The following is a 26,088-nucleotide window of genomic DNA, read 5'->3' on the forward strand; positions in this document are numbered from 1 at the left end:
TCAGACATGTTCACCGCTCAGTTTTAGAACCGTGAATCATGCTGCAAAACGAAAATCAATGGGTCCTGACCCTAGAGTTCATACCCGCTCTCTTGCACCAGGTCTCGCTCAGGCTGTTGGCGTGGATGGGCGAAGACCGAAGTAGAGCCACGAGATCAGATCATAGATACCGGCCAAAAGTATCACCGCAGGATCATGGGGGCGCAGCTTTTCGATCAGCTCTGGCAACACCCCACAGCGGTCGGCGGTTTCCACGATGGTGGGGGCCTGTTCCGCACTGTACAGGAACTGATCGTCAAAACGCAGATCCGACGGCCACATCGGATGCCTGCTGGAGATGGACAGTGTGATCTCCTCTCCCGCATGGAAATCCAACCGCCCGAGAATGGCGGAAAGCGGGCCGTAGAGCTCTGGTGTGAGGCCCCGAAACATTTTCGGGAACATCTGAAGTCCAACATCATCCAGCGATTTTGGATCAGACCGCTGCATGATTTCAGAACGATAGACACGTTCAACCATGGAAAGAGAAAGATCTTCCTGCTCGGCAGATCGGTAGAGTTTCTCCAGCGGGCCAAAGAAAAAGTTGCTGGGGCTGATGGCTTTGGCATTGATGCGCCCGTATTCGTCATGCGGTGCGCCTGCGAGCAGGGACATACCGTTGAAAGCGATTGCAGGCAATTCACCCGGCGATTTCCGCGTCCCGTTGAGTGCTCCCAGCACCTGATCGCCAATCGAACGGTTGTAAATGATGGGCGACGTGTCATGCGCCAAAGCCGCGATGTTCAATAACGATCGCGCGGCGCCGTTGAAATCTCCCTTCATCAAAGTCTCTGCCAAGAACGTTAGACAGAGTGGAACCGTGGTTTCGCTCAACGACCCATCGACCTCAAGATCCGCCGTATAGTCGCGATGAAAGTCGTCCGAACCGCCTTTACCCAGAACAGCCAGGGCTGCCAGATAGATCGGATGGTGAAGCAGGTCTCTTTCGGCCGCCTGGCAGAACTCCATCTGTTCGTCCTGCGGCGCCTTTGTAAAGGCGTTCAAGAGCTGCCACACCGGGCCGTCCTCTCTGGTCTCAATCCCGTCGAACAAGACCGGCAAGTCCCCGGTCTCCCAGGCGATCTGGAATGTCTCGCCGTGTTGAGCAAGGGGAACCTTCTCGTCCTGCTTCACAGATTCCGGCGGCGCATTTGAACCGCGCAAAATATCTCGAGAGATTTCTGGGGTCTCTTCCGCGGCGTCAAATGCATCGGCCAAAAGCTCTGTCGCCACAGGCTCCTCGGTTGCGGGTTTAATACGCTTGCGCTTTGATCGTGCCTTTGTCGTGAATCCGGCCTTTTGAACTTTTTGGAACCCGCGGCGCAACACCTCTTGCTGCGCCTGAGCATCAAGGGTTGCGGTTTCTTGCGTGTTGAGACTGCGATCAAGTAGGAATTTGATACGCGCCCGCCAGGCGATGGGCATAGTTTCGATATCGGGGCCAAGATGTCTGTCAAGCCTCGCCGCCAGGTCCTTCGTCATGTCCTCCGGCACCTGTGTATTGAACGCGCCGTAGTAAGTCGCGTCGAGTTTTTGGTTCTCGTCACCCTCGGCATAATGCTTGGCGGCCAGACGGCAGACCTCCAGCGCGCGGAGCTGCAGATCTTCTTTATTCGCCCGCCTATCCCCCTTGTCGTTGTCAGAAGGCCCGGCCAGCAACCCGTCCAGCATCATCCGGCGCAGGTCAGGCACGTGACGTACCATGTCACTTCGGCCCTCGACCTTTTCCACAAGCCAATACTGGTTGCGCAGTCTCTCAAAGAGGTTTTCAGCCTCATTTTGCTGCAACGGTGCTTTCGAATCCGGGCCGCGATCCAGACACGCCTCGGCAAGGATGTATTCGATTGCATCGACATCAAGCCGCCTCAGCATCAAACCCGGATGGGCCAGCATACGCACTTTACGATCTGAAATGCGTTCAAGGATACGGCGATAAAGGAAGACCTGCGCAAATTCCGCAGTGAACCCGCCGCGCTTCTCCAGATCCGCGATCAAGGCATCAACATCTTCTCGATTGTCATCCGCGTAGCGCACAAAAGCGATCAGAGCGAGCGGGTGACCATCCAACAAGCTACTGATGTGACTTGTCTTTTCCGTGTCCTCAAAAATAGCTTTTGTGGCGTATACATAGGTGTCGGCCTCTGCTTGCAAAAGCTTTGCGCCAGAGATATTCGACAGGCCGCGCAGCCGCAGCCGGGTACCGAACATCCGATCCTGCCCAGTTCTCATCAGGGGCTCTTCCCGGCCGCTGATGATGAGGCGCATGTTTTCAAGATAGCCTTGCTGCACATCTCCAAACAGCCGCAGAATTTGCGTTACAACCACGTTTTCGGGCAGTTGATCCTCGTCCTGCGAAGCGGCAAGACGATCATAGGCCTGAATGCGGTCAATGGCCTCGAACGTGTCCATGACAACGACAATCCGGGCCTCGCGCAAGGGCTGCGCCCAATCGGCAGCAAGCGCACGCAGCACGCTGCGAATGTCGCTCGCTTGTTGATCATTGGTTTCGCGAGCGCCACTAGAAGCAGACGTCTTGAACAGGGAAATATCACTGCGAATTCTACGCAAACCCTGAATCAGCGGATCATCTGGCATGCGCCCGCGCAGTCCCAATACCGCGATAACCTGACGCAAGAACTCTTGCATCAGTTCGATCGGTTCGCCCGCGTTCAACTGGCGCCGATCAAAATCAAGCGTGACAATGATCATGTCAGGCTGGGATCGCTGCCAACCTAGAATCAGGCGCGACAAGAGCGCTGATTTGCCCACCCCGGCCACACCGGTGAGCAAAAGTGGCTCACTGTCTTCGTGCACTCCGCGGGCGAACCGGCTGATTGTCTCGCGTTGCGTCGAATATCCAAAGTGATGCGCAGGCAGAACGGTCCGGACGTCGCATCTGCTCTGAAGCTGTTTGATCTTGGCCTCGGCAAGAGCCTTGAATTCCTCCAAAGTGACATGATTGTACGGCCCATCGCGCCGCACTTTTACCTCAAGCCGTTCCTCACGCAGGACGGGCATGGCCTCTGCAAACTGCACAGCATCTAGATAGGCCGCCGCCTCGCTCAAAGAGATGCGCAACTCGTCCGCGCTCGCCGTGCTGGAGGGATCGCCAAAGCTGATGCGGTCGCGACGCAGGATCCGTTGCAGCGCGATGCCAAAGAGGTCAGGCGCATTCGTTGCGTCTCCTTTGAAGGCAGGCGGCACCTGCGCCAGAAACCGGTCAAGCTGAGACAGGGCATAGATCCCGCCCAGCGCTCCGCGTCGGGCATCCGGTCCGATTTGCCACCAATAGGTCCCATCCGCGGTGACATGTTCGGTTGCTTCGGGTGCAAGCGCACGCCACACCAGATCGCGTAGCTGGGTGTCCGTGGAGGGCAGGCTGATGGCCTGACAGAGGTCTGGCAATTTGAACCTACCTGTCATGCTGGCGGCCTGCAGGGCGGCGGAAACCAGAAGCGCGCTCATGTATCCTCCTCCGTCGTAGGCAGCATGTCGGGATCTCCGAAAAGCTTTTTGGCTATGTCTGTCATGTGATTCACGACAAACTCAGCCATGGCGCGCAGGGGCTCATTCTGCTGTGCATATGAGCCGACAATACCGGAAACCAAATCAACGGCATCCTCGCCGATGGCCCCTCGCATCGAGCTGCGCTGCTCCAGCCAGGCCTTGAACAACGCATCGAAATTGGTCAGGTCCTCGCTGTCGATTGTGCTCCGCAGCAGGTTCTCCTGATCGATGCCGCTGATCTCGATGTCTTCTGGCAAGCCAATCAGAACAACCCGCAGGTTGTTGATGCCCGTCACCCTGTTATAAAGCGTAGCGAGAAATTCCCGACCGGAGGCATCCGACAGGCTGTGCCGGTCCAGATCATCGATCATCAGCCAGACGCTGCCGTTGCTCAGACGATCTTCGATGCAGCCCACGACAAAATTGACCAGTATCTGAACGTAAGCCGTGGTCGTCGTGTCGGGTTCCGCTGGCACGTCATGGACAAGATCTTCGGCAAAGGATTTGACAGTGCGTCGTGCAAAGGCCAAGGCATCGGCATCCGTCTGACCCGCCTTAAACACGATATGATGGTCCTCAGGGCGGCGAAACAAGCCCTGGATCACCTGCGTCGTAAAGCTTTTACCGGGGCTCTTCACAGCAGGGTCTGGCTGCCGCACGTGAACCATCAAAATGCGCTTGTTCTCGTCTTCCCACATGGTGCGAAGATCCTTCAAAAGCGTGCTCCGGCCAAAAATCGGATGCCCGCCATCGATGCAGCCAAGAACCGGCGTGATCGGGCTTAGTTTCTCTATCTTGTCAAACATCCCGTTGGCCTCAAGATCGGCTGCGACGTTCTGCAGATTTATGGCCACGTTCATGAAGCGTTTTTTCTCGATCTTTCTGGTCGGATCAGTGGGGTCCTGGATCTGATCGGAATAATGAAGGCCCATGTGGTGCAGGCCGATGGGTTGGCCATACTCGTTCAGCACCAACCCGCCGGATGACCCAGACGCCGTCGCAGCCTGATGAAAAAGCCGTACGTCCTTGGGGTTCGACACGCTCATCCTGCCCAAGGTGATGGTTTGATCGGTCCCGGTCGGATGATGGAGAACTATCGCCTGCATCGACGTTGACGCCTGCAGCGACTTTAGGTCATACCAGCCGCGCTGCAAGCCCGGGGTCGTGGCGAGCCGGATGACAGCATAGTCCAGCGTGTCTTTCACCTGGCCGAGCCATTCTTCAAGTTTGTCTTCGTCTTCCCACCACTCGTGCGTTGGGTTTTCCGCCTGCTTGAGCCCGACAGGGCTGACCGCGATTTTCCAATCGGGATCGGCGTGATGATGGGCGGTGGGGCTCTTCTTGCCGCCGGTCGTTTCAGAGTAATCAAACCAGCACAGAAGCTCGTCCTCGCGCAACGTTTGCTTGTTGATGTCCTCTACGACATGATGGTTGGTCAACACTGTCGATGGGCCAATCAGGAAGCCTGTGCCAAGTGTGTCCCGCGTTCCGCTGCGACGGATGCGAACAATGCGGCAAAGCCGTCGCCTCGCCAGAATGATCGCGGGCAACAAATGGCCTGGATCAATCCAGATGGCATGCTCATCATGGGCCTGCTCCTCGGCCACGGGCGCATTTTGCAGCTTGGCAATGGGCAACACCTGTTCCAGCGCGTCACGGCCAAGTTGTTGGATCAGGATTTCCATAGCTTTGCGTCGATCCGCGTCGCGCGCTTTAAGGTCACGGCCAGGTGCATCGAAAATGCCAGCCGCAATGGCGGCACCAAAAAAAGCGATCACATCCTTATCGCCAGGCAGCATCGCAAGCGCGAGAGCCAAGGCATCACCATTTCGCGCCGGATCAGGCGGCGGCGACATCTGAACCTGCGTGCGATCCATGGCTGCCGCGATGGAATACAGAAAGCCGGGCGGCATGCGGTGCGTGCCGCGCTGTTGCACCCATGTGTCATAGGCGCTTTGTAACCGGGCACGGGCGACAGGAAGTCTGCGCGTGACCTCCAGAAGCTGCGTGACACGTGCCACAAAATTTTCGTTTGCACTGCCGTCCATACGGTAACTTAATCCAGAATGTCCGTATCAAAAACACCGTCGCCAACTGTCATAACACTCGCAATGTCATGGGCGAAATTCTGCGTCAGCGTGGCCCCGCCGAAATGCAGACCGCAGAACTGCATATTGCCGTGAAGCGAGATCGCAGCAGATCCGGAGTTGCCGGGCATGGTGGTGGCGTCATGGGTAAACGCCCAGCCGCGCGGGTCGCCGACAACAGCGCCAGGTCGGGCCATAATCACACCCGGGCTGAGATATTGCTTGCCATATTCTTCGCCATAGAGCTCTTCCAACCGGTCCCAGAAGGCAAGAAAATCCTCGCTGTCAGCCCTCGGGCCACTGCTGCCGGCCGGGCGCGCCGGATAGCCGGAAAGCAGGATATCGGTGAGATCGGGGTCGGTCATCGAAACCAATGTGGTGTCGATTGGCGGCGGCGGCGGTTGGTGACCATTGTTGGGGTCCATGGCGACCACCGCCATATCCAGCTTGCCCAGGTCGACAAATGATCCGATGCGGGATTTTCCGGCGGTCAGTATCTCGCCCAAGGCGTAGCGGGTGGTTTCATCCTCCGCTTCCGGGTCGAAAATAATCGACGCGTCGCGCATATGATGAAACGCCTGTTGTCCCGCGGGCGCGGGCAATCCTTCGACAAAGGTGTCGATGACGTGGCGGTTGGTCATGATCTTGCCGTCAGCCATCACGAACCCCGTGCCTGCGTGGGCCCATTCCCCATTGGCAAGTTTCACGTCGATACGGCCCACCGCGTTGGTCAACCGCTGCCACCTATGCCGGGTGGGCACAAGCTTGCTGACCCAGTCACCCAAACGTGTATCTCTCACCTCACTGCCGTCTCCCTTCACACGGATGGCTGGGCGGCCGGTCAGGCGAACAAGAGCCTCGAGGGTGGCGCGCACTTCTTCCTCGGGCACGCCAGGATCTTCGGTCGCGTAGGTCAGGCTATCCACCGTGCGCGCGATGCGTTCGACAGCTTCGGCTTGCAGATCTTTATTGACGATGTCGCTGGCCGCCTCGTGACGCTCGGCCAAGGCGGCTTCCAATCTATCAACGATATTGGCCGTGCCCGTTTGCCGAAGCGTCTCCAGCGCAGAGTCCGGGCTTACCGTGGCCGCAGATTCCAACGTTCTGTCGCCGCGCAAAGCCAATCGTTTGACCGCCTCTTCCAATGGGACGGGAGGCGAGGCAGGACCGATGAACGAAGCCGGGCTCGGAAACTCTTTAAGTGGCGCATCCGTCAACTCCCGGGCAAATTGCGGGGAGGGTTGCGGCGAGACCGGGGTTTCCAACGTCCCGGCAACTGTCTGGTCCGCACGGACCTGCCGGTCAAACGCGATGTAGCTAGCCTCAGTGGCAAAAGCAGTGCCTTCGAAGTCATTGTCGAACGCCACGAGCGCAGGATTACCGCTTTCTGCGGGGGCCGCCGAGCCCGGCAAGCTGGACAGATCTCTGTCCAGAAGCGCCTTGGCGTCGACAATGCCCGCGCCCATCTTTGAACGGTCCCAACCGCTTGGCACATCGGCTGTTATCTGCAAGGCCATGCGAAACAGCGCCTGCACAGACATACCGCGCTGCGCTGCCGCCGCCTTGATGTCATTGATCCCCCATTTTTCGATCCAGAGCGCTGCGACACCTGCCGTCAGCGCCACGGCAAAGGACGTGCCCTGCCCCCGGTCGTTGACATCAGCCTTCTCTTCGGGGGTCGGCGTGTGGCCCGGGGGTACGACTTGACGACGAGCCACGTAGACGTTTTCGCCCGGGGCCGAAATGTCCACCGCTGGACCCGAACACGAGCCTTTCCATTTTTTCTTGTTCCGGTCCACACCCGCCACAGCGATCATGTTGGCGTCCCATGCCGGGAACGTCACAAAGCCCACGCAATTGCCCGCGGCGGCAAGGACGATCATATCCGCGTCGATGGCGCGCCGGATCGCGCGACGCATCGAACCAGAGGCAAAAGGCCCCCCGAGACTCATCGTGATCACTCTGCAACCCTGGCGGCGCGCATGATCAATCCCGCGTGCGATCGCGACACCCGAGGATATCACGACCGAGTTCACAACCCGCATGGGCACCAAGGTTGCGCCCTTGGCCGAGCCTTTGACACTTCCCGATGGTCGGCTGATAACGACGCTGGACGTTCCTGTACCGTGCCCGGGGGACCCCATGTTCTTGCTCAGCGGATCTTCGGGGTCATCCTTGTTGGCCAGGAAATCATAACCTCTCAAACGGTCGATCCCCGATTGCAGCTCATCATGCTCGGCAACACCCGTATCGGGTTGTGCGACCATAACGCCTGCACCGCTTACGCCATGCTCTCGTTCGGCATCATCCACCCGGATCAACTTGCGGGCCCATTCCTCGTCGCTGGAGCCGGGGGCCTTCGATGTGCAAAGCGCCCAGAGCGCGTCCCCCACGCCCTCCACCCCGGGCGGCAAGGACGTCACATCACGATATGGCGCGTCAATGTCGGGCGTTACAGATACGGTTCCAATTTCGTCGTTGAGTGCCTGTGCAGTAGCGAACAGAAACTCCGCAGAGTTGTCCCGTACGATACCCTGAAACTGAAGGATCAATAGCTCAGGATCGTCTTCCAACGAATAGGGGAACAGATCGAACCCATCGCCACCCAACACCTCCTCAAGCTTGGCACGTTCAGTGTTCAGGTCGGGTGCTTCGGCATACTCCAGTGTGAAGGCAAGGATGTCACCCGGAAGAGCTGTGGATTCAGTCCGCGAAGACACTTGCGCGGCGGCACGTAAGAGTTCAAGCATATCTATCACCTTTAATGTAATCTTTTGTCCGAAGATCCAGAATGGCGGCGCATGTAACCGCCTGAGTCATATAAAATCCCGTAAACGGGTGGTGCGTTTCTGGATGTCGGAAACTGTCGTCTTGCCTCTTTCATGCGTAAAGTCCTGTGCCAGCGAGGCGTGTTAGTGCGGCGGCGCAGGCACGGCGTAGACATCACGCGTTGGCACAAACCAAGCCTGATCTCCAGATGACAGCGCGTAAGCCCGAAGTTGCATCGGCTCTTCGATCAATTCCACCCCGTCTCGATGCGAATAGGGCTGCAATTCAACGATCAGACGGTCGCCGACCACGACGAAGGGCGCAAAGCTGACATGCAGCGTGACCGTCAAAATCGGTTCTGTGCCGCCGCTTTCAAACACCTGCCAACGGTAGTTCGTCCAAAGATCATCACTGTCCAGCGGCGCACTGCGCAACAGATGCGTCCCGTCGGCGGATCGGAAAACCAAGGGGTCTTCGACCGCCAGTGCGGATTCCAACGCAGGCGGAGCAACATCGGCGCGCTTGGTTGGAAACTGTGGCACACCCGGAAGGGTCATTTCCGTTGTGGCTTCGACCATCGGCTGCACTGAGCCATCGAGCGGCGAAATGCGTACCTGGCCGCGAATTATGGTTTCGTCCTCGCCCGCTGTCGCGCCACCCTCAGCGCCAGGTGGCGGCAGGCCCGGCGACTCAAGGGCAGCTTCCGTGCCAGGCAGAGCCTCACCCGGCAGAACCTCTTGGGGCCTCAGATCCAACCCGCGCATGGGCCGTTCACGAAACTCCCATCGCAGAACCGCATCCCCATCCAGCGGCTCGGCCGAAAGATTGAAGCCTCGGTTCGCAGTGGGTTCGATCAGGGGATCCACCGCGCCGGGCAAGGGCACGACACTCTCGCTGGCCGCGACACCAGCCTCCTCGACGCGCAACATGCGTATCGTCACCCCTGGGGCGCCTTCACTAGAGCCGGACTGTCCGATCAGAAGATTGTCGGACAAAAGTAATGGTCGTTCGGCGTCGCCGGAATGCCATAGCGGTTGTCCATCGCTCAGTGCAATTGCCGTAACGCCACCTTCGGGCGCCATCACGTAAGCCTGGTTGCGTTCGGTGTCGATGATGATGCCGGAGCTGAGTTCAATACTGGTCATGTCCTCTCCACCTCCTTCTAGCCTTGCGCCGTGGCAGCGCTGCCCGTGCCACTGCCTGCAGCCGCAACCATAGGCTGGGGTTGGGTCAAGTTCATCGACCATGCCCCACGGCCAAGCGTAGCCGCGAGCAGAACATTGCTTGCACCGTCATACTGCAGCTGCATGACCGGCACGGCTGGCAAGCCGATTCCAACCGGGGTCCAATGGTCGAAGTTGGGGGCATCTGCGGAATAAATGCCCGCGTTGGTGCCCACCACGACCTGACCGTTGCCGATATTGCCACACCAGACGACTGAGCGCATCGTTCGCCCGCCCTGCGCGATCAGATCGTGGGTGATATCTTGCCATGTTTGCCCAAAATCGTCGGTCATGTGCACGCCACTGAACACGGTCGCAAAAGCGGTGCCTGGATTGTCGGGATCCAAGGCTACACCGGTCACATTCTCTGATGTGCTGAAATTGGCTGTCTGCGTGAGTGTTGCTGGTGCCGCGCCAGTGCGCACAAAAACATTAGGCCCGGCACCTACATACAATATATCCGCGTTATTGGTGGCACCATAAGCTACGGCTGCAGCACCGTTGACTACAATCCCCACAGGGTCGACGATGCGCAGGGTGTCCCCCCTGTCAAAAGATTCCCAGACAGCGTTGCGTCCGCAGATGATCAGTCGGTCGGGGGCCGCAACGTTAACCTGAACAGGCGAATAGAACTGCGGCACCAATTGACTCGAGGTTCCAACCTCCAGAAGTTGTAACCGCTGAAAACCGATCGGAGTGCCATTGGCATCGTAAAACCCGCGATGTGCAAAGCCGAGATTCTGGAAACTGAAGTAGCGAATTGTTCCGGCATTGCTCGGGCGTGTCGAGATTGCCACCACACCGCCATCGCCGCCGAACAGGCTGGGCCATCGATCATCACCCGCCGCGTCCTGCATCAGAGTTCCGTTATCCTGTGTGCCGGCCAATGCCACCTGGGTTGCACCGTCCCATGCTGCAGAGTGAACTTCAGTGTTGGACAGTGACCCGATAACTGAAACCCAGTCACCGTTATCCGAGTGCGGGTCAGTGCGCCGATAGACCCCACCGTCGTCGCCTTCAATCAGGTGACCATCACAATCAATGGCCATGCATCGCGAGTCCGCGTGCGGGGCAGTGCCCGTCAGGCTATGGTTATGCGTGATCGGGCTGGCCTGCAGGCCTGCGCCCAGTCCAGCATCGACCCGGAACAAGCGACCGGAATAGGTGCCAGCGCCGATTGAGTTCGGAAACTGGGGAGGGGGAGGACCCGGAACCGGCGGACCTTCATTGAAGGCGGGCTGTCGATCACCACCGATATATACTATGTTCTCGTTGTTGCGGTCCGCCACCATCGAGAAATGAAAACTGGCTTGTCGGCCGGGATGTATGCCGAATGGGTGGTTCCCGGCCTCGAAGGTCATCGGCAGATCAAGCCCGCTCCACGTCGCGCCGCGGTCGGTGGAATGATAGAGATGGGACAGTTGACCGCCAGACGCGATCGCCAGGAAAACAGTGCCGCCCGGACCGGGCGCTATACGCACATTCGTCGCGTTGGCCAATTGGGCGTCCATGGTTACCGAACTGATCTTGATCCAGTTGACGCCTGAGTCATCACTGCGGAAAAGGCCAGCTCCTGCGTGCGCATAGATGAGGTCGACATCATTGGGGGACGCAGCCAGAGCCAAAGACCACCCAGGGGCAAGCGCATTTGGCGAAACATGCGTGAAGCTCTGGCCTGCATCGCCGGAGCGGTAGACACCATCCACCGTGCTGTTGACAGAATTATGGCTGAAATTCGCAGACAGCAAAATCACATCGCCATGGGCATGGATCGCGCGGATGTGCAAAGATCGGAACAGACCGCCATTGTCATGAACCGTCCAATTCGCCCCATCATCGGTAGAGTGCATCACGCCCAGCAACGCACCGCCGACACGCCCCATACTGCTGAAGCGTCCGGTCCCGGCGACCAGTGTCCGCAGGGTCGCGTCATCGCGATCCTGGCAAAGAGCACCGATAGACAGCGACGCTTCATTCGGCATCAGACTGACCCAGTCAGGTTGTTGATCCCGTGCGTTCTCTGTGCGCCATACGCCACCATTGACCGCGCCGATATACAGAATGTCCACGCTGGCTGTGTGTGGCACCACGGCGTTGACCGCGCCGACGATCTCGCGATCTGTTACGCCCTCACTCTGGCCTCCCGTCCCGGGTCGCGGTCCTTGAGACGTCCATGTCATATCAGCACCCTCCCCTCTTCTGCGTCATGGCTCAGCTTGGCACGCATCACGCAGGTGGCGCGCCGTGCCGAGTAACGGTACTTTTGGGCATGCATCCCTGCGAACCGCGCTGCCCAACCAATACGTTGCAGACGTCAGCGCATTTAAAAAATCTCGGGTTCCACCTGATCGGAACCTGTCATGCTAAGTCTGGGCTATTGCCCGCCTCGCACCTGAAACCGGGTGAGGATGGACGAAATAACAAAGCTCACAACAAACCAGGTCGGAAGAAATGCCAGAAGCTCCAACAAGAAGGAGCCGAATTTATAAAAGGTGTTAGCGATTGCGATGGAAACGATAAGCGACGGTCCTTCAACTACGAGCAGCTTACCAATGGCTTGCGATTTGACGGCATGATACATACCGGTTCCCTTTACTATTGCTAAAAATTTACACCTTAAATTTGTGAAAAAGTGTCAGTCATCGCCTTGATTCGATCAAGTGATTTTTGATTTCTGCAACACGAGGGTTCAATTCGGCAAAAAAAGTTATTTAATATCAATTAATTTGAACAACGGCCGTCGTAAGAGGGGCCAATTGGTATCACCTACTTGGATGCCTGTTGCCCGGAGGTAGTGTTGAGAAAATGATCTTTCAGATGGCTTTAATGCAAACCTAGCTTGGCAATTGACGCGATTTTAAGAACAGTGTTCTGCCATTTCACTTGTTCGCCACGGAGGAACGAGTTTTTCAACACTATACGGGCCGAGCAAATGCCTAAGGCAGCTCTTTGAAAGAAGGCTTTTTGCCTCATCACCACATACTCATTGAGGTCTTGAAAAGCACTCGCCCGGCCATCAATTGCTTGCAAATGTCGGTGAAATTCTAAACGTCCCGACGATTTCGGAATGTATGCAGGACCCGGATATCCTGGCGTTTTTCAGAAAGGTTCAGACAGAAGAAATACTTCCTTATGTAGATGCTGTTCCCGGAACCACAGCGACCGAATATCTTGGGTTGGTTGAAAGACGTTTTGCTAACGCTGCAATTCACGACACAACGCGTCGGGTCGCGTTTGACGGATCCTCACGGCATCCGGCGTTCTTGCTGCCGTCGTTGCGCGATGCACTTGCATCGGGCGCCAACCCGAGCGGGCTGGCATTGGCCGAGCATTTTGGTGCTGGATGTGCGCGGGCTTACGAGAAGATGGTTCAGAAATTCCCCCGAACGACCCCCTATGGCAGGACTTGCAGAACACCGCCCGGGCGTCCAGGGCAGACCCAAAACAATGGATCGAGCAAAGTCAGTTTTTTGGCGACTTTGGTCACGACACACGCTTCGCCCAAGCCTTTGCCTTCTGGCTAACCGCGATTTGGCAACGTGGAAGCCGGGCAGCTATAGCGGATTATGTCGCTCTGGATACAGAGTCACTTTGACCTCGTGTGGCAAAACACAATTGGCTGCCGAAAGTTGAAGCTGTCGCGTCCGGTTTCAGCTCTCGGCCGGGCACACAACACAAACGCATTGACAAACGTTTAGTGCAGCAGACTTTGCAATGATGTGAGGGCGGTTCTTGCCGGACATTCACAACGTCTTTGAAGGGCGACCGCCGCGCCACCTGCTTTGCCGTCGACTACGCGTTGGTTTTTCTGCACACAAGCAGCTAAAGACGCTATTTGGGCAATCGGATATCACCTAACCCAATCAGCTGTTGAGCGCACTAAGAGGTTAGGTACCAGCAGTTCTACGATGCGAGCAAACCCAGTAGTTTTTTTGACCCGGCCTGTAGCAAGGTCTGAAACTGGATCAAACTCTGCAAATCATGACGCTGCGTCGGCGCGTGTACAGACAACGTGGCCACCAACCTTTCGTTTTCATCCAAAACCGGAACAGCTACGGCTGCCATTCCTGACATGAACTCCTCATCATCGGTTGAATATCCAATTTGCGCGATCTGAAAGATTTCAGCGCGCAGGGCCTCGGGGTCAGTTATTGTTTTTTTCGTATTCGCCGTTAACGCCCGTGCGGAAAGAAACCCGTCCAAAGTGTTTCGACGCAGGGTGGAAAGATACATCTTTCCACTTGCCGTACAATGAAAAGGAACTTGCGATCCGATCGGCAATTGAATTCTCAAAGGCCATTTCGTTTCTACCCGGTCCAGATAGATCATGCCTTCGCGGTCCGGGATAGCCAAATTGCAGGTTTCACCTATTTCATCGGCGATCCCGCGCAGGATTGCGAGACGGGCCGTTCGCAGATGCTCTGACGAAACCGTGTTCACCGAAAGCTGCCGCAAGCGGGGACCGGGACCATAGGATCGGCCATCCATGTCACGTTGCAGGAACCCTTCGGTCTCGGCAGTTTGAAGCAGACGATGGATTGTTGGTTTCGCCAGACCCAAAGACTCGATCAGGTCAGACGGTTTGACCGCAACGCCGCGCCTTGCGACCTCTTCCAGGATAAGCAGCAAACGAAGATTAGTCGGTATTTGTGTCTCTTTACCCGATGTGTCCGCGTTTGCCATTTCGCTACATTCTAATTGTTTGGCAGCAGGATCAAGGCCAGATCAGGTACCAGAGAGACCAAAATCCAGACAGACAGCAACGCTGCAAGGTAAGGCACCGTATAGCGCAATAGTCTAAAATAGGGCACACCAGTCACGCCCGATGCGACATAAAGGTTCAGACCGTATGGTGGAGTAATGAAACCTATTGACGCACCAACAAGGAAGATCACCGAAAAATGGATCGGGTCGACGCCGACGGAGACCGCTATCGGAGCCAAGATCGGCGCCAGGATGATCGTAACCGGAAGACTCTCCAGCACCATGCCTGAGAAAAAGACAATGACCATCGACGTGAACAACACAGCATAGTAGCCGCCCATTGAGGTCACGAAGTCTCCGATAGTTTGCTGCGCGCCTAGCAGCGATAGAATTTGCTGCATGACCACGGAAATCGCAATCAGAGGCGCAAGAATGCCTGTAATTTGCGCCGAGCGAATAACGATGGACGGAATCTCGGGGATGGTGAACCCTTCGACGACCATCATCTCGGCAAAGCTCTTGTTTGTGGGCGAGACATCGCCACGCGCACCCATGAGCCGGTTGATCGGATAGCTGACCAATCCCGCGATGACGCAGAAACCGACGGTTACCCCGGCCGCCTCTGTCGGAGAGAATTTGCCTGTATAGATGCCCCACAAGACCAAGCCGATCGCGAAAAACCCAAGCCACGCACCAAATGCGGTTTTGAGGACGCGGTTCAGTTGCAATGGTATCAGGTGCCCCCAGCCATTGATCCGGCAGATGATCCAGCACGCAAACTGCATACCAAAAACCATCAGCGCCCCAGGTAGAATGCCGGCTACGAAAAGCTCCGAAATCGGCAAATTCATCAAGAAACCGTAAACGATAAAAATAATCGACGGAGGGATGATAATCCCAACCGTACCGCCTGCAGCTGCGGTTGCGGCGCTAAAGCGTTCGTCGTAGCCGCCTTTCACCATCTCTGGATGCAACATCGACCCGATCGTTGCCGTGGTTGCAGAGTTTGAACCCGATATCGCTGCAAACAGACCACAAGCCCCGAGCGATGCCATGGCCAACCCACCTCGTATCCAGCCCAAACAGGAATAAGCAAAGTCGCTGAGCCTTCGCGCGATGCCAGATTTGTTGATCAAGTCACCGGTCAGAATGAAGAGCGGCATTGCCAACAAGGCGAAACCTTTGTTGAAGACGTTCAGCAGTTCTGCGCCCATGTTGTCGAGCGTCAGCCCAAGGACGAACGAGCATCCGATCACCCAGTAACCGATGACCAATAAGACCGGCACACCCAGCATGAACAGGAACGTCACGCCCAGCGATATCAATGTAACCCAAGTTCCGTCAGTCATCAGTCTGCCCCAATTACGGCCTGCTTGATCAGCGGCTCTCCGGTTTTCCAATTATGCAAATCGTCGGCCAGGTTTTGGAACACGCGGCCAACCATCAGGAAGAATGACAGCGGAGCTGCCAAGAGGAACCACCACTGCATGATGTTGTCGGTTCCTAAAACAATCTGAAAGTTTGATGCGGACAGCGCGACCAGGCGAGTTGTGGTCACAATTACGATGACCGCGAAAATGAACCACAAACCGGCATCAAGAATCAGGCAAGCCAATTGCCCGCCGCGTGGCATCGCGCTGCGAAATTCGCTAAAGCTGAGATGAGTACGCAAGCGGACGTTATAGGATGCGCCAAACCAGGCCATTATCATGAAAAGAAGCGGAGGAATGGTGGTGGACCAGGGTTCCTGATCATTGAAGACAAACCGGTCGATCACACCCCAGAAGATGATCAGGGCAATAGCAAGGTAAGAATAGACCATCACCGAACGCTCAAAATGGCGCTCGACAAAGGGTACCTTGCGATAGATCAGCGTCACCAGAAGACCGCCAAGAGCAGCAACAACCGTGCCGACAACCCAGGCGGCATCAGATTCCAATGCGGTTTGAATCTCGAATGAATCTCGGGTGAGCAACGCGCTGAAAATCGCGCCGATATCTGCCCATAAAGACATGAACCCCGTCCTCCCAGTCGGTGTTTAGCGGAGCCGGCCCAATTAAGGCCGGCTCGGTCAGGTTTATCAGGTTTGGCCCATCCACCAACGGCGTGGCTCGACATTTTCCGGCAAGGTGTCTGCGGGGATCTCGCGCGCGATGTCGTAGATCTCCTGATAGGTGTCGATACCACCGGCCCACTTGTTGAGCCGCTCGCGCCACTGTGCCCAAGGTTCGGGGTTGTAGTTCGGAGCGCACATTTCTTCGGCCAGTTTGATCTGATCGTCGGGCAGGAAGGCCGGACGAACGCCATTTTCAGCGAAGATCGTGTTGGGAAGCTGAGGTTCCGAGAAACCGACCGTGTTCAACAGTGCCGCTTCGTTAGCCCCCTGGATCAGGGCCTGAGTGAAATACGAAGACTCCATCACCGCATCCTGCAACTCGCCGCCAAGGCTGTCGAACACTTTGGCCGACATCGATGTGTGTTCGGTGCCGCAGAAGAACTTGAGGTTAACTGATTGCGAAACTACAGGCGCCATGTTGGCGTATGCAACAGCCGACGCCCATGTTTCAGCCCCATCGATCAGGCCTGTTTTGAGCGCGTCCAAAGTCTCTTCCCACGCCACAGGAACCGGGTTCAGGTTCAGCAGTTGCATGGCAATCCGGCCCAGCTGCGTCCCCGTCACGCGGTTCTTGGTTCCGAACAGCTCCTCCAGCTTGGTGACGGTTGGCTTGTCAGCAAAGGTCGAGCCCATTTGCAGTCCGCGCAGTTCGCAATGGGTAAACAGGAACTTCAACCCGTGACGCTTTTCGAGGGGGTCTCGCAAAATGCGTTGGCTTTCCGGGCTGTAGAAGAAGTGATACTGGGCCGCCCGGCTAGGGAACATGTAAGCATAGTCGAGCACGTTCAGATATGGCGCGCCGCCGGCCGAGTTTTGGGTCGACGCCGCATAGATGTCGACAATTCCCTGCTGAGTCTTCTCGACACAGCTTAGCTGCCCGCAGATTTGGTTGTCGCCGATGAATTCGATCCGAATCTCACCGTCCGTGCGCTCTTCCAGATCGCGGGCGAACTCGATGGCTCCGGCTCGTTCGATCAGCAGGTTACGCGTGTTGAAACCCGATGCACCAAACTTCAGTGTGTGCTTGGGTTCTTTCGAGAAACGTTTTTCGTAATTGGATTCCGCGGCTTGTGCCAAGTTGGCCAGACTCATGGCTCCGCCAAAGCCACCTGCAGCCAACAGTGTAGAGCTCATGCCATAGCGCCCGGCCACGCGGAAAAAGTCCCGCCGTGAAATACCGCTTAGTTTCTTACCGATCTCCATTGCTTACCTCCCTGATCGCAATTATTGAGACGTTTTGTATCAAAAAATGCTAGTATAGTTCCAGCAATTTGCATAGAGTTTTTTTCAACAACCTTGGGAGGAGACAGTGATGGAGGTAGATTATGCAGTCGTCGGAGCGGGTTCTTCTGGCTGTGTCATTGCCAATCGCCTGAGCGCCGACCCCAACACAACGGTTGCATTGTTGGAAGCCGGCGGTCCGGATACCAACCCGTGGATTCACATCCCGGTTGGATACTTCAAAACCATGCACAACCCCGCAGTGGACTGGTGCTATCGCACGGAACCTGATCCAGGTTTGAACGGGCGTTCGATTGACTGGCCGCGCGGAAAGGTCCTGGGGGGCTCATCCTCGTTGAATGGGTTGCTTTACGTTCGCGGACAGAAAGAGGACTACAACCGCTGGCGTCAGATGGGAAATGTCGGATGGGGTTGGGACGACGTCTTGCCTCTCTTCAAACGCAGTGAAGATCAGGAACGCGGAGAGGACGAATTTCATGGTACCGGCGGGCCTCTGTCGGTCTCGAACATGCGCATTCAGAGACCAATCTGCGACGCATGGGTTTCCGCTGCGCAAGCCGCGGGTTACCCGTTCAACCCTGACTACAACGGGGCCGATCAGGAAGGTGTTGGCTACTTTCAGTTAACCACGCGAAATGGTCGCCGATGCAGCGCTGCGGTTGCTTACCTCAAGCCCATTAAGAACAGGCCAAACCTGAGCATCATCACACATGCCTTGGTGGCACGCGTAGAGTTGGACGGAAAGAAAGCAACGGGGCTTCTTTACCGAGACCGATCAGGCAAAATGCAATCAATCAAAGTGCGGCGTGAAATTGTCTTGTCTGGCGGTGCCATCAATTCTCCCCAGATATTGATGTTGTCGGGCATCGGAGATCCCGATCACCTGAAGGCTAATGGTGTCGAACCCGTCCATTCGCTACCCGGTGTGGGAAAACGTCTGCAGGATCATCTGCAGGCGCGCCTTGTCTTCAAGTGCAACGAGCCCACGTTGAATGATGAAGTGCGAAGCTTGTTCAATCAGGCCCGCATCGCGTTGAAATACGCACTATTTCGTGCTGGACCCATGACGATGGCGGCCAGTCTGGCCACCGGGTTCCTGAAAACCCGTCCCGAGGTGCAATCACCTGACATTCAGTTCCACGTCCAGCCCTGGTCAGCCGACAGCCCCGGAGAAGGCGTGCACCCATTTTCAGCGTTCACAATGTCCGTCTGCCAACTCAGGCCTGAAAGCCGGGGGGAGTTGCGTTTGGATGGCCCTGATCCAAGTGACTACGTCAAGATCATCCCGAACTATCTTTCGACCGAAACGGATTGCAGAACCATCGTCGACGGCGTGAACATCGCACGTGGTATAGCCCGGCATAACCCCTTAGCTTCTAAGATTTCGGAAGAGTTTCGACCATCTTCCGATCTTTCCAGCGAAGACTACGAAGGCACTTTGGATTGGGCGCGATCGAACTCTGTTTCTATCTATCACCCCACGGGAACTTGTGCGATGGGCACCTCCGAAAATGCCGTAGTGGACCCAAGTTTGAAAGTCAGGGGGATTACTAATCTTCGCGTAGCTGACTGCTCGATCATGCCGGAGATCGTCAGCGGGAACACCAATGCTCCAGCGATCATGATCGGTGAAAAAGCCAGCGAATTGATTACTTCAAAGAAGTGATGAGCGTGTTGGTTAGTGAGGTTGCGCTTTGTGCAAATCTGCTGCCTGTGCGGCCGGATTGAGTTCGAAGACCTAGTCGAGTAGCGATACAGAGAGTGGCAAGAACAAGCCCCACTTCTTCATTCTGTTTGAGGCTTTCCCCACGTTTTGATGACAGCAACCCGGTCTTTTTCGTCACGGCACCGCCACTTTTGTGCGACATCTGCGCTAACAAAAATTTCTGTAATGCATCTGCGAAATTTCGATCTTTTCCCGAGTCTGAGAAGATCGAATTTGTAGTTTTCGCCGTGGCTATTGCTGCATCGCAATCCATGACTGGAAAGTCCGCTCTCCCGCCTCTTACCAACCGACGCTGGAGGACCTGTGTGGGCTCAGAGCCGTCATTCGAAGGTCAACAAAATGGAGCGTCGATGTCCGATGTGCGGACAAAACAGACTTTGCATTCCATCCAAGGAGTGGCAGTTTTGAGATGAACGAATTCGGATTTAGCCATGGATCGTAGAACTTTTGCAGGCTTAGCAGCGTCATCACTAGTGTGCTCGCCGGGTTTAATTTCGGCGCAACAGCCCCGGCACGTCACGATCATCGGCGCGGGTGCCGCCGGATTGACGGCGGCCTACCATCTAACAAGAACCGGCGTTCAGGTTCACATCCTCGAAGCCTCACCGTCATGGGGAGGTCGCTTGAAGCGCCTCACGGGATTTGCTGATGTGCCCCTCGATCTTGGGGCGGAGTGGATCCATGATGATCCTAAGATCCTTGGGCGTATTCTTGATCAAGGCGAGACCGATCTTGGTGTTGCGACCATCAATTACCAGCCGCAAACATACCAGTTCTGGCACAACGGAAAGCTGAAAAACTTCAATGCGCTGCGGCACGGCTATGGGGAAGTGAAATTCTTCGACACGACATGGTATGGTTTCTTCGAGACATTTGTACTGCCTGCGGTTCGTGAAAAGATTGCGGTTGGTGCGGCTGTCTCGCAGATTTCAAAACAAGGGTCGCGGGTTTCAGTTCGGCTCACCGACGGTCGGACGCTGGACACAGACAAAGTGTTGGTCACAGTGCCGTTGTCCGTACTGCAACGCGATCAGATCGCATTTCAGGATGGGCTTGCGCCGCACAGCCTGCACGCGCTCCAAGACATCGGTTTTGGGTCCGGTTTCAAAGTGTTCCTCAAATTCAGTGAGCGCTTCTATCCCGACATACTGTTTGAAGGGTCTCGTGCGAGTGTTTTGGCCAATACATGGTCAGAAAAGATCTACTACGATGCCGCTTTCGGCAAACCGACGAGCCAGAACATCTTGGGGCTCTTTACCGTGTCGGATGAGCCACTCGGCCGCGTATCATTGGATGATGGAGCCCTCTTGCAGGATGTTCTCGCAGAACTGACAGAAATTTTCGGTTCAGTCGTGAGAGAGGCATTCATTGATGGTGTCGTCCAAAACTGGAGCCGCGAACGCTACATTATGGGTAGCTACTCGATGGAGAATTACGGCAACGATGACATCATTGAAATTTTGGCGCCAGTAAGGGGACGCGTTTTCTTTGCCGGTGAAGCTCTAGGCCAAGATGACCAGTCAACGGTGCAAGGCGCTGCGTTTTCGGCAAAAAGAGCCGTCGAGCAGATGACCGTCGCGTAAATTGGGTTCGAGCCTAAGGTTTCAAATTCTCAAAAGCAGCCGTTCAAGCATAGCGCAGCATTGGTCAGAACGGGCTCGCTGAATGTCAGGACCCCTCTCGCAATACTGACCGAATAGTTTTTGCCACTTAGCCCTTAGCGATTAAGTGCACTAGCATGGACGGGAAGATTTTTGCCCCGGATTAGTAGAAGGGGCGCATTTTTTGCGATGTTCCTGATCCAATCCGAGGCTCGCTGCAGACTCTTGGAGAAGAGCTAGAGCTTTCCAATGGTGTGGTATGAAAAGGGCAGATTGGTGACTGTGTTATTTGAGCCCCAAGGCTTGTCCATTTTCACCAAAGTGGTGCAGTTTTTCGGTTGGGAAATGCAGACCGATGTTAGCCCCCGGCTCAAGATCGGTATCGCCATTTAACCGCACTGTGACCTTTTCCTCGCCACCACAATCAACGATCAAGAAAGTATCTGCACCCAGGTATTCGATCACCTCGATGACGCCATCGCATTGACCTTCACCCGTGGGGACAACCTGAATGTGCTCTGGCCGAACACCAAGTTTGGTTGCAACGCCGGACCGGTCGAACGCGCCACTGCCACCGTGTTCCAGCCGGTAGATACCGCCTTCGGTGGTGCAGGGTAGAATATTCATCTTCGGGCTGCCGATGAATTGAGCCACAAACAGGTTTGCGGGGCGCTCATAAAGCTCTCGTGGGGTGCCGACCTGCGCGATCTTTCCGTATTCCAGAACGACAATCCGGTCGGCGAGCGTCATTGCCTCAACCTGATCGTGCGTCACGTAGATCATCGTGCGTTTAAGAGTTTGGTGCAGCTTGGCGATTTCGTAACGCATCTCAACCCGAAGCGCAGCATCAAGGTTTGAAAGCGGTTCATCGAAAAGAAACGCCGTCGGGTCACGCACGATAGAACGGCCGATGGCCACCCGCTGTCGCTGGCCACCGGATAGGTCCTTTGGCCGTCTCTCCAGGAAATCCCCCAACTTGAGAACTTCGGCGGCCTTACCGACTTGCTCGTTAATCTCGACCTTTGGCACACCGGCCACCTTGAGGGAAAATCCCATGTTTTCCGCAACCGTCAGGTGGGGGTAAAGCGCATAAGACTGGAAGACCATAGTCAGACCGCGCTTTGAAGGTGGATGATCCGTGACATCGCCGTCATCGATCAACAACGACCCGCGCGAAATGTCCTCGAGCCCGCCAATCATTCGCAACAATGTAGATTTCCCGCAACCAGACGGGCCGACGAAAACAATGAACTCACCTTCTTCGATCTTGAGGTTTACGCCCTTAATAACCTGCGCCGAGCCGAACCATTTTTCGACAGACTTTAGTTCGATGCTACCCATCAGGCCCTCCCTGCCCAGTGAAGCCAGACGGCGGCTGTCCATGTAAATGCATTGCCACCTGCGGGGCTGCCCGACTTTGGATCAAAATACTCTGCAAATCCGTAACCCGAGATCAACTCGGCAGTTTTCCGGCGCAGCTCTTCTGCCTGTTGTGTATGCCCCATATCAGCCAGTCCGACCCCAATCATCATATTCATGAATGCCCATGTCGGGCCGCGCCAATACCTGCGCGCATCGAATTTTGGCATCTCGAGGTCATAGCTTGGAACGGGGTATGGAGCGGTCTCCAACGTCGACTTCAGCCGCTCAAGCATCTGGTCGGATTCGATGCCCGCGTACCAACATAGGTATGACGCGTTCGAAACACTGTTGGCCACTTCCCCGGTATGCGCGTCACGAGAGTCGAAACTGCCTAGGTCATCGTTCCAAAGCGAACGCGCGCCGGTATCAAGCTTTTCGATATCGGTTGTGAGGCCTTCAGCCTCCAGCCCCAGCTGTTCGCTGACCGCAAGCAGGTCCCGTGCAGCGCGTAGCGTCGTGAAGGTCATCGTGGGGTCCGCGACTCTGAACGGGTTCAGGGACAACAGGGCTTGCTGGTCCCACCCCGCACCTCGGCCGATCTGAACCAGCTTGATGTACCGGTCATAATCGAACTTTGTGGGCCGATCGTCACTGTTCACATGGCTTGTATCGCGGCGCTGGTATTCGCCTACATCCGACGCGTCCATACGCGCCATGGAGTTATCCCAATCGGGCGCGTTGTCGCGGCCCGCTTCCCAGGGATGGGTCGTGCATACGGCGCCAAATTCATCAAGGCGCCATTTCATGATCCAATGATGCCACGCCAGCATTTTTGGGAACAGCGCCTTCATGCGAGCATCCCCAAACGCGGTATCCTGTTCCCAGATTTTGCGTACCATGGTCGCAGCAATGGGGGGTTGGATGATGCCCGAAGACGGGATTGGGCCATTGCATCCCCAAACGTCGGGGCCGGGGAAATACCCTTCATCCTGCTGGTGGAACAGGATATGCGGAACCATGCCGTCTTTCCATTGCCCGGTGAACAGCGTTTCGATCTCGGTCCAGGCGCGGTCAAGGTCAAACTGGGCAAAGCCAAGCGCGGCAATCGCGCTGTCCCAGTTCCATTGGTATGGATACAGCCCCTCGGTCGGGATGGTGTAGCCTCCGCGATCGTTGGCAATCAGGATATTGCGCGCCTCGCGGTCGGGGTTCGTATGTTGGTTCATCTGTGTCATCCTTTGACAGACCCCGCTGTGAGGCCCTTGGTCATGAAACGTTCAAGCCCCAGGAACAACGCCATGATCGGTAGGGTGGCGATCACCGCACCGGCCATCAGGTGCTGACGGGGTATTTCCGAAGAGTTCAACATCGTGACGCCTCGGGTCAGGGTGAATTTCGACGGATCGTCCAACAGCATGAAGGCCAGCAGGAATTCATTCCAGGCGATCATGAAGACATAGAGCGAAACCGACGCCAGCGCAGGCAGGCTGAGCGGCAGGGTGATCTTCCAGATCACGGCCAGACGCGACAGACCATCCATCAGACCAGCCTCTTCCACTTCGGTCGGCAGACCACGGAAGTAACCCTGCAGCATGTAAAGCGCGACAGGGATCGTCGTGACCGGATAGACCATGACGATGCCGAGGATCGAGTTCCGCAGGCCCGTTATCGAAAACGCGATATAGATCGGCAGCGCCAGAACGATCATCGGCACCATGTAGATCAGCAGGATCGACCGCGAAAACGCCTTTTGCCCTTTGAACCGGAACCGCGCCACGGCATAGGCACCAGGGACACTGAACAGCAGTGTAATGAACACCGTCAGGACCGAGACGTAGAAGGACGTCCAGAGATAGGTGCCGAAATTGAAGTCGCGGAACAGCTCGGTATAGCTGCGGAACAACGCGGTGCCCTGGCTCAAGTCAACAGAGAAATCCAGCGGGTTCTGCAACAGCGCCTGCTGCGATTTCAGGCTGGTCATCACCATCACGTAGAATGGGATGACGACGATGGCCGTGAAAAAGATATAGCCAAATCCAGTGCAGAATCGGATCACCGCGTCTTCGAATTCATGGCGTGTCAGTTCGGCGAAGGGTAGCTCTTTGAGGATCTCGGCCAGTGACAGATGCATCACGACTGCAACAGCGATGATCGTGATGAAACTGGCCTGAACCGACGTATCGGGACCAATCAGAACCGGACCCAGGCCGCTTAGACAAGACAAGCCAAGCAACACGGAGACCGCCAGACGCGCCAGAGCATGGCGCGCTGGAAACGCAACATAAGTAAGACCTGCCACTGCCCCCCAGACCAGGGACAGCCCCACCTGCGGGCGAAAGGTTGCGCCAGTCGCGAAAGACATGGTGACGGCGATGGTGCTGGCAATAATGACGAGCCAGAGCGCGCCCAGAACCGGACCGGTTATGTAACCTTTTCGCATCAAAGACCCTCCTCACGGCTGATGTAGCGGAAGAAGACAAAGCTGAAGGCGATCAGGCACAGCAGGATGACCACGGCCACCGCCGCACCTGCCCCGATATTCGAGATCGCAAACGCCTGCTCATAGACATTCACGGTCAGTGTGCGGGTGCCGGCATTACCGCCGGTCAGCAGGAAGATGTCGTCGAACTTGTTGAACGTCCAGATAAAGCGCAAAAGGAACAGCACCGACAGGATACCCAACAGTTGCGGGATGCTCAGCAACCAGAACTTCTGGAAGGGCGACGCCCCATCCATGTCCGCCGCTTCATACATGCTGCTATCGATGGATTGCATCCGCGCCAGGATGAACAGGAAGGACAGCGGGAAATAGCGCCAAATCTCGAACACCGTAACCATGATCAGCGCCAGAGGGCGTTCGCCGAAAAAGTTGATCGGTGCGTTGGTCAGCCCCATCTGGATCAAAAGCGCATTGGCCGAACCCGAAAACGGATCAAACAGCGTGACCCAGGTAAAGGCCACTGCAATGACCGGTGCAACATAGGGAAACAAATAGAGCCCCCGGATGAACCCTTGCCCCTTGAAGCTTTTGTTCAGCAACAACGCCGCAAACAAACCCATGACCAATGCGCCAACGGTCCCGAACACCGTGTAAAACAGAGTGACCCAAAGCACGCCCCAGAACTCGGACCCGTCAAACACGCGGGCATAATTTTCGAGGCTGAAATCAAGATTGGTCAGAACATTCGGACCGCTTCCGGTCACACGCGGTTCTGACGTTTCGACCACGTCTTCGAACGCCTCGGGGTCGCCGTCAATGGCGACAGGAATACGGATACGTTCGCGCTGCCCACCTTCCAGAGTGCCGAAGTCACAAAACAGCTCTTGCCCGTCCAACACGCAGGGAGCAGCAACATCCCCTGCAACGACACCATCGGGCAGAACATCGCTGAGGGTGACACCGTCGATTGCGATCTCCTGACTGGAGTTGCGCAAGCGGTATTCAATCCGCAGATCGTCGCCCGATCCGCGCAGGCTTTCACGTACAACTGGTGCGGGTGGGCGTAGATCGGAAAGGGTAAATGGCTTGAAGCTGATCCAGAAAATCGCCAGCAAAGGCAAGATCACAACAAGCGATACACTGATCACGGTCGGAGCCAGCAGCGTCCAGGCCAGACGCGCTTCGCGTTTGGCTAATGCCCCGGTTCCGGTCGGTGGGGTGGTCGAAGTCATGGGATACCTCGAAGGGTTGGGTACAGCGGCGCGCGCGCCG

Annotated in this window: 15 protein-coding genes and 1 pseudogene; 3 read left to right on the forward strand and 13 right to left on the reverse strand. The window is 56.2% G+C overall.

The window, feature by feature from the left end; genetic code table 11:
- Positions 1-108 precede the first annotated feature (108 nt).
- The 5 genes from AC2FLD_RS20595 to AC2FLD_RS20615 form a co-directional block, all read right to left on the reverse strand.
- A complete protein-coding gene (locus AC2FLD_RS20595; protein ID WP_496673501.1) occupies positions 109-3,504 on the reverse strand; it encodes a hypothetical protein in 3,396 nt (1,131 codons plus the stop codon).
- On the reverse strand, positions 3,501-5,567 hold the full coding sequence (locus AC2FLD_RS20600) for a trypsin-like serine peptidase (RefSeq protein ID WP_496673504.1): 2,067 nt from the start codon (positions 5,565-5,567) through the stop codon (positions 3,501-3,503). The genes AC2FLD_RS20595 and AC2FLD_RS20600 overlap by 4 nt, the downstream gene beginning before the upstream one ends.
- 35 nt (positions 5,568-5,602) lie before the next feature.
- A complete protein-coding gene (locus tag AC2FLD_RS20605; protein ID WP_496673506.1) occupies positions 5,603-8,383 on the reverse strand; it encodes a S8 family serine peptidase in 2,781 nt (926 codons plus the stop codon).
- A gap of 162 nt (positions 8,384-8,545) precedes the next feature.
- Positions 8,546-9,547, reverse strand: a complete 1,002-nt coding sequence (locus AC2FLD_RS20610; RefSeq protein WP_496673509.1) for a hypothetical protein — start codon at positions 9,545-9,547, stop codon at positions 8,546-8,548.
- A gap of 17 nt (positions 9,548-9,564) precedes the next feature.
- The gene (locus AC2FLD_RS20615; RefSeq protein ID WP_496673512.1) at positions 9,565-11,805 is read right to left on the reverse strand and encodes a WD40/YVTN/BNR-like repeat-containing protein; all 2,241 of its coding nucleotides are present in this window, start codon (positions 11,803-11,805) and stop codon (positions 9,565-9,567) included.
- A gap of 840 nt (positions 11,806-12,645) precedes the next feature.
- Between AC2FLD_RS20615 and AC2FLD_RS20620 the strand changes: the two are divergent.
- Positions 12,646-13,220: pseudogene (locus tag AC2FLD_RS20620) on the forward strand (mannitol dehydrogenase family protein).
- A 308-nt stretch (positions 13,221-13,528) separates the two neighbouring features.
- On the opposite strand, the gene AC2FLD_RS20625 reads toward AC2FLD_RS20620, so the two are convergent.
- The 4 genes from AC2FLD_RS20625 to AC2FLD_RS20640 all read right to left on the reverse strand — a co-directional run bounded on the left by AC2FLD_RS20625 (position 13,529) and on the right by AC2FLD_RS20640 (position 17,648).
- Entirely contained in the window at positions 13,529-14,308 is a 780-nt protein-coding gene (locus tag AC2FLD_RS20625; protein WP_496673514.1) for an IclR family transcriptional regulator, read from the reverse strand.
- An 11-nt stretch (positions 14,309-14,319) separates the two neighbouring features.
- Positions 14,320-15,678, reverse strand: a complete 1,359-nt coding sequence (locus AC2FLD_RS20630) for a TRAP transporter large permease (RefSeq protein WP_496673516.1) — start codon at positions 15,676-15,678, stop codon at positions 14,320-14,322.
- Positions 15,678-16,343: a TRAP transporter small permease gene (locus tag AC2FLD_RS20635; RefSeq protein ID WP_496673519.1), complete on the reverse strand. Its 666-nt coding sequence runs from the start codon at positions 16,341-16,343 to the stop codon at positions 15,678-15,680. The genes AC2FLD_RS20630 and AC2FLD_RS20635 overlap by 1 nt, the downstream gene beginning before the upstream one ends.
- A 66-nt stretch (positions 16,344-16,409) precedes the next feature.
- Positions 16,410-17,648 (reverse strand): TRAP transporter substrate-binding protein, encoded by a 1,239-nt coding sequence (locus AC2FLD_RS20640; RefSeq protein ID WP_050605343.1) that lies wholly within the window; start codon positions 17,646-17,648, stop codon positions 16,410-16,412.
- Positions 17,649-17,757: 109 nt separating this feature from the next.
- On the opposite strand from AC2FLD_RS20640, the gene AC2FLD_RS20645 reads away from it, so the two are divergent.
- On the forward strand, positions 17,758-19,353 hold the full coding sequence (locus tag AC2FLD_RS20645; protein WP_496673522.1) for a GMC family oxidoreductase: 1,596 nt from the start codon (positions 17,758-17,760) through the stop codon (positions 19,351-19,353).
- Positions 19,354-19,844: 491 nt separating this feature from the next.
- The gene (locus AC2FLD_RS20650) at positions 19,845-20,996 is read left to right on the forward strand and encodes a flavin monoamine oxidase family protein (protein WP_496673525.1); all 1,152 of its coding nucleotides are present in this window, start codon (positions 19,845-19,847) and stop codon (positions 20,994-20,996) included.
- A gap of 303 nt (positions 20,997-21,299) precedes the next feature.
- On the opposite strand, the gene AC2FLD_RS20655 is transcribed toward AC2FLD_RS20650, so the two are convergent.
- From AC2FLD_RS20655 to AC2FLD_RS20670, 4 genes are read right to left on the reverse strand one after another with little or no spacing between them, the layout of a single operon-like run.
- Positions 21,300-22,355 (reverse strand): ABC transporter ATP-binding protein, encoded by a 1,056-nt coding sequence (locus tag AC2FLD_RS20655; RefSeq protein WP_496673528.1) that lies wholly within the window; start codon positions 22,353-22,355, stop codon positions 21,300-21,302.
- Positions 22,355-23,602 carry an MGH1-like glycoside hydrolase domain-containing protein gene (locus tag AC2FLD_RS20660; protein ID WP_496673531.1) on the reverse strand — a complete coding sequence of 416 codons (1,248 nt, stop codon included), beginning with the start codon at positions 23,600-23,602 and terminating at the stop codon, positions 22,355-22,357. The genes AC2FLD_RS20655 and AC2FLD_RS20660 overlap by 1 nt, the downstream gene beginning before the upstream one ends.
- 5 nt (positions 23,603-23,607) lie before the next feature.
- Positions 23,608-24,816, reverse strand: a complete 1,209-nt coding sequence (locus AC2FLD_RS20665) for a carbohydrate ABC transporter permease (protein ID WP_496673534.1) — start codon at positions 24,814-24,816, stop codon at positions 23,608-23,610.
- The gene (locus tag AC2FLD_RS20670; protein WP_496673537.1) at positions 24,816-26,048 is read right to left on the reverse strand and encodes a carbohydrate ABC transporter permease; all 1,233 of its coding nucleotides are present in this window, start codon (positions 26,046-26,048) and stop codon (positions 24,816-24,818) included. The genes AC2FLD_RS20665 and AC2FLD_RS20670 overlap by 1 nt, the downstream gene beginning before the upstream one ends.
- Between the last annotated feature and the right edge of the window lie 40 nt (positions 26,049-26,088).

Source organism: Ruegeria sp. CDSA021 (assembly GCF_059612325.1).

Bases quoted from the DNA above. Each gene is read 5' to 3' on its own strand.
- AC2FLD_RS20595 (WP_496673501.1), bottom strand. From the start codon at position 3,504: ATGAGCGCGCTTCTGGTTTCCGCCGCCCTGCAGGCCGCCAGCATGACA.
- AC2FLD_RS20605 (WP_496673506.1), bottom strand. From the start codon at position 8,383: ATGCTTGAACTCTTACGTGCCGCCGCGCAAGTGTCTTCGCGGACTGAA.
- AC2FLD_RS20610 (WP_496673509.1), bottom strand. From the start codon at position 9,547: ATGACCAGTATTGAACTCAGCTCCGGCATCATCATCGACACCGAACGC.
- AC2FLD_RS20615 (WP_496673512.1), bottom strand. From the start codon at position 11,805: ATGACATGGACGTCTCAAGGACCGCGACCCGGGACGGGAGGCCAGAGT.
- AC2FLD_RS20625 (WP_496673514.1), bottom strand. From the start codon at position 14,308: ATGGCAAACGCGGACACATCGGGTAAAGAGACACAAATACCGACTAAT.
- AC2FLD_RS20630 (WP_496673516.1), bottom strand. From the start codon at position 15,678: ATGACTGACGGAACTTGGGTTACATTGATATCGCTGGGCGTGACGTTC.
- AC2FLD_RS20635 (WP_496673519.1), bottom strand. From the start codon at position 16,343: ATGTCTTTATGGGCAGATATCGGCGCGATTTTCAGCGCGTTGCTCACC.
- AC2FLD_RS20640 (WP_050605343.1), bottom strand. From the start codon at position 17,648: ATGGAGATCGGTAAGAAACTAAGCGGTATTTCACGGCGGGACTTTTTC.
- AC2FLD_RS20645 (WP_496673522.1), top strand. From the start codon at position 17,758: ATGGAGGTAGATTATGCAGTCGTCGGAGCGGGTTCTTCTGGCTGTGTC.
- AC2FLD_RS20650 (WP_496673525.1), top strand. From the start codon at position 19,845: ATGGATCGTAGAACTTTTGCAGGCTTAGCAGCGTCATCACTAGTGTGC.
- AC2FLD_RS20655 (WP_496673528.1), bottom strand. From the start codon at position 22,355: ATGGGTAGCATCGAACTAAAGTCTGTCGAAAAATGGTTCGGCTCGGCG.
- AC2FLD_RS20660 (WP_496673531.1), bottom strand. From the start codon at position 23,602: ATGAACCAACATACGAACCCCGACCGCGAGGCGCGCAATATCCTGATT.
- AC2FLD_RS20665 (WP_496673534.1), bottom strand. From the start codon at position 24,816: ATGCGAAAAGGTTACATAACCGGTCCGGTTCTGGGCGCGCTCTGGCTC.
- AC2FLD_RS20670 (WP_496673537.1), bottom strand. From the start codon at position 26,048: ATGACTTCGACCACCCCACCGACCGGAACCGGGGCATTAGCCAAACGC.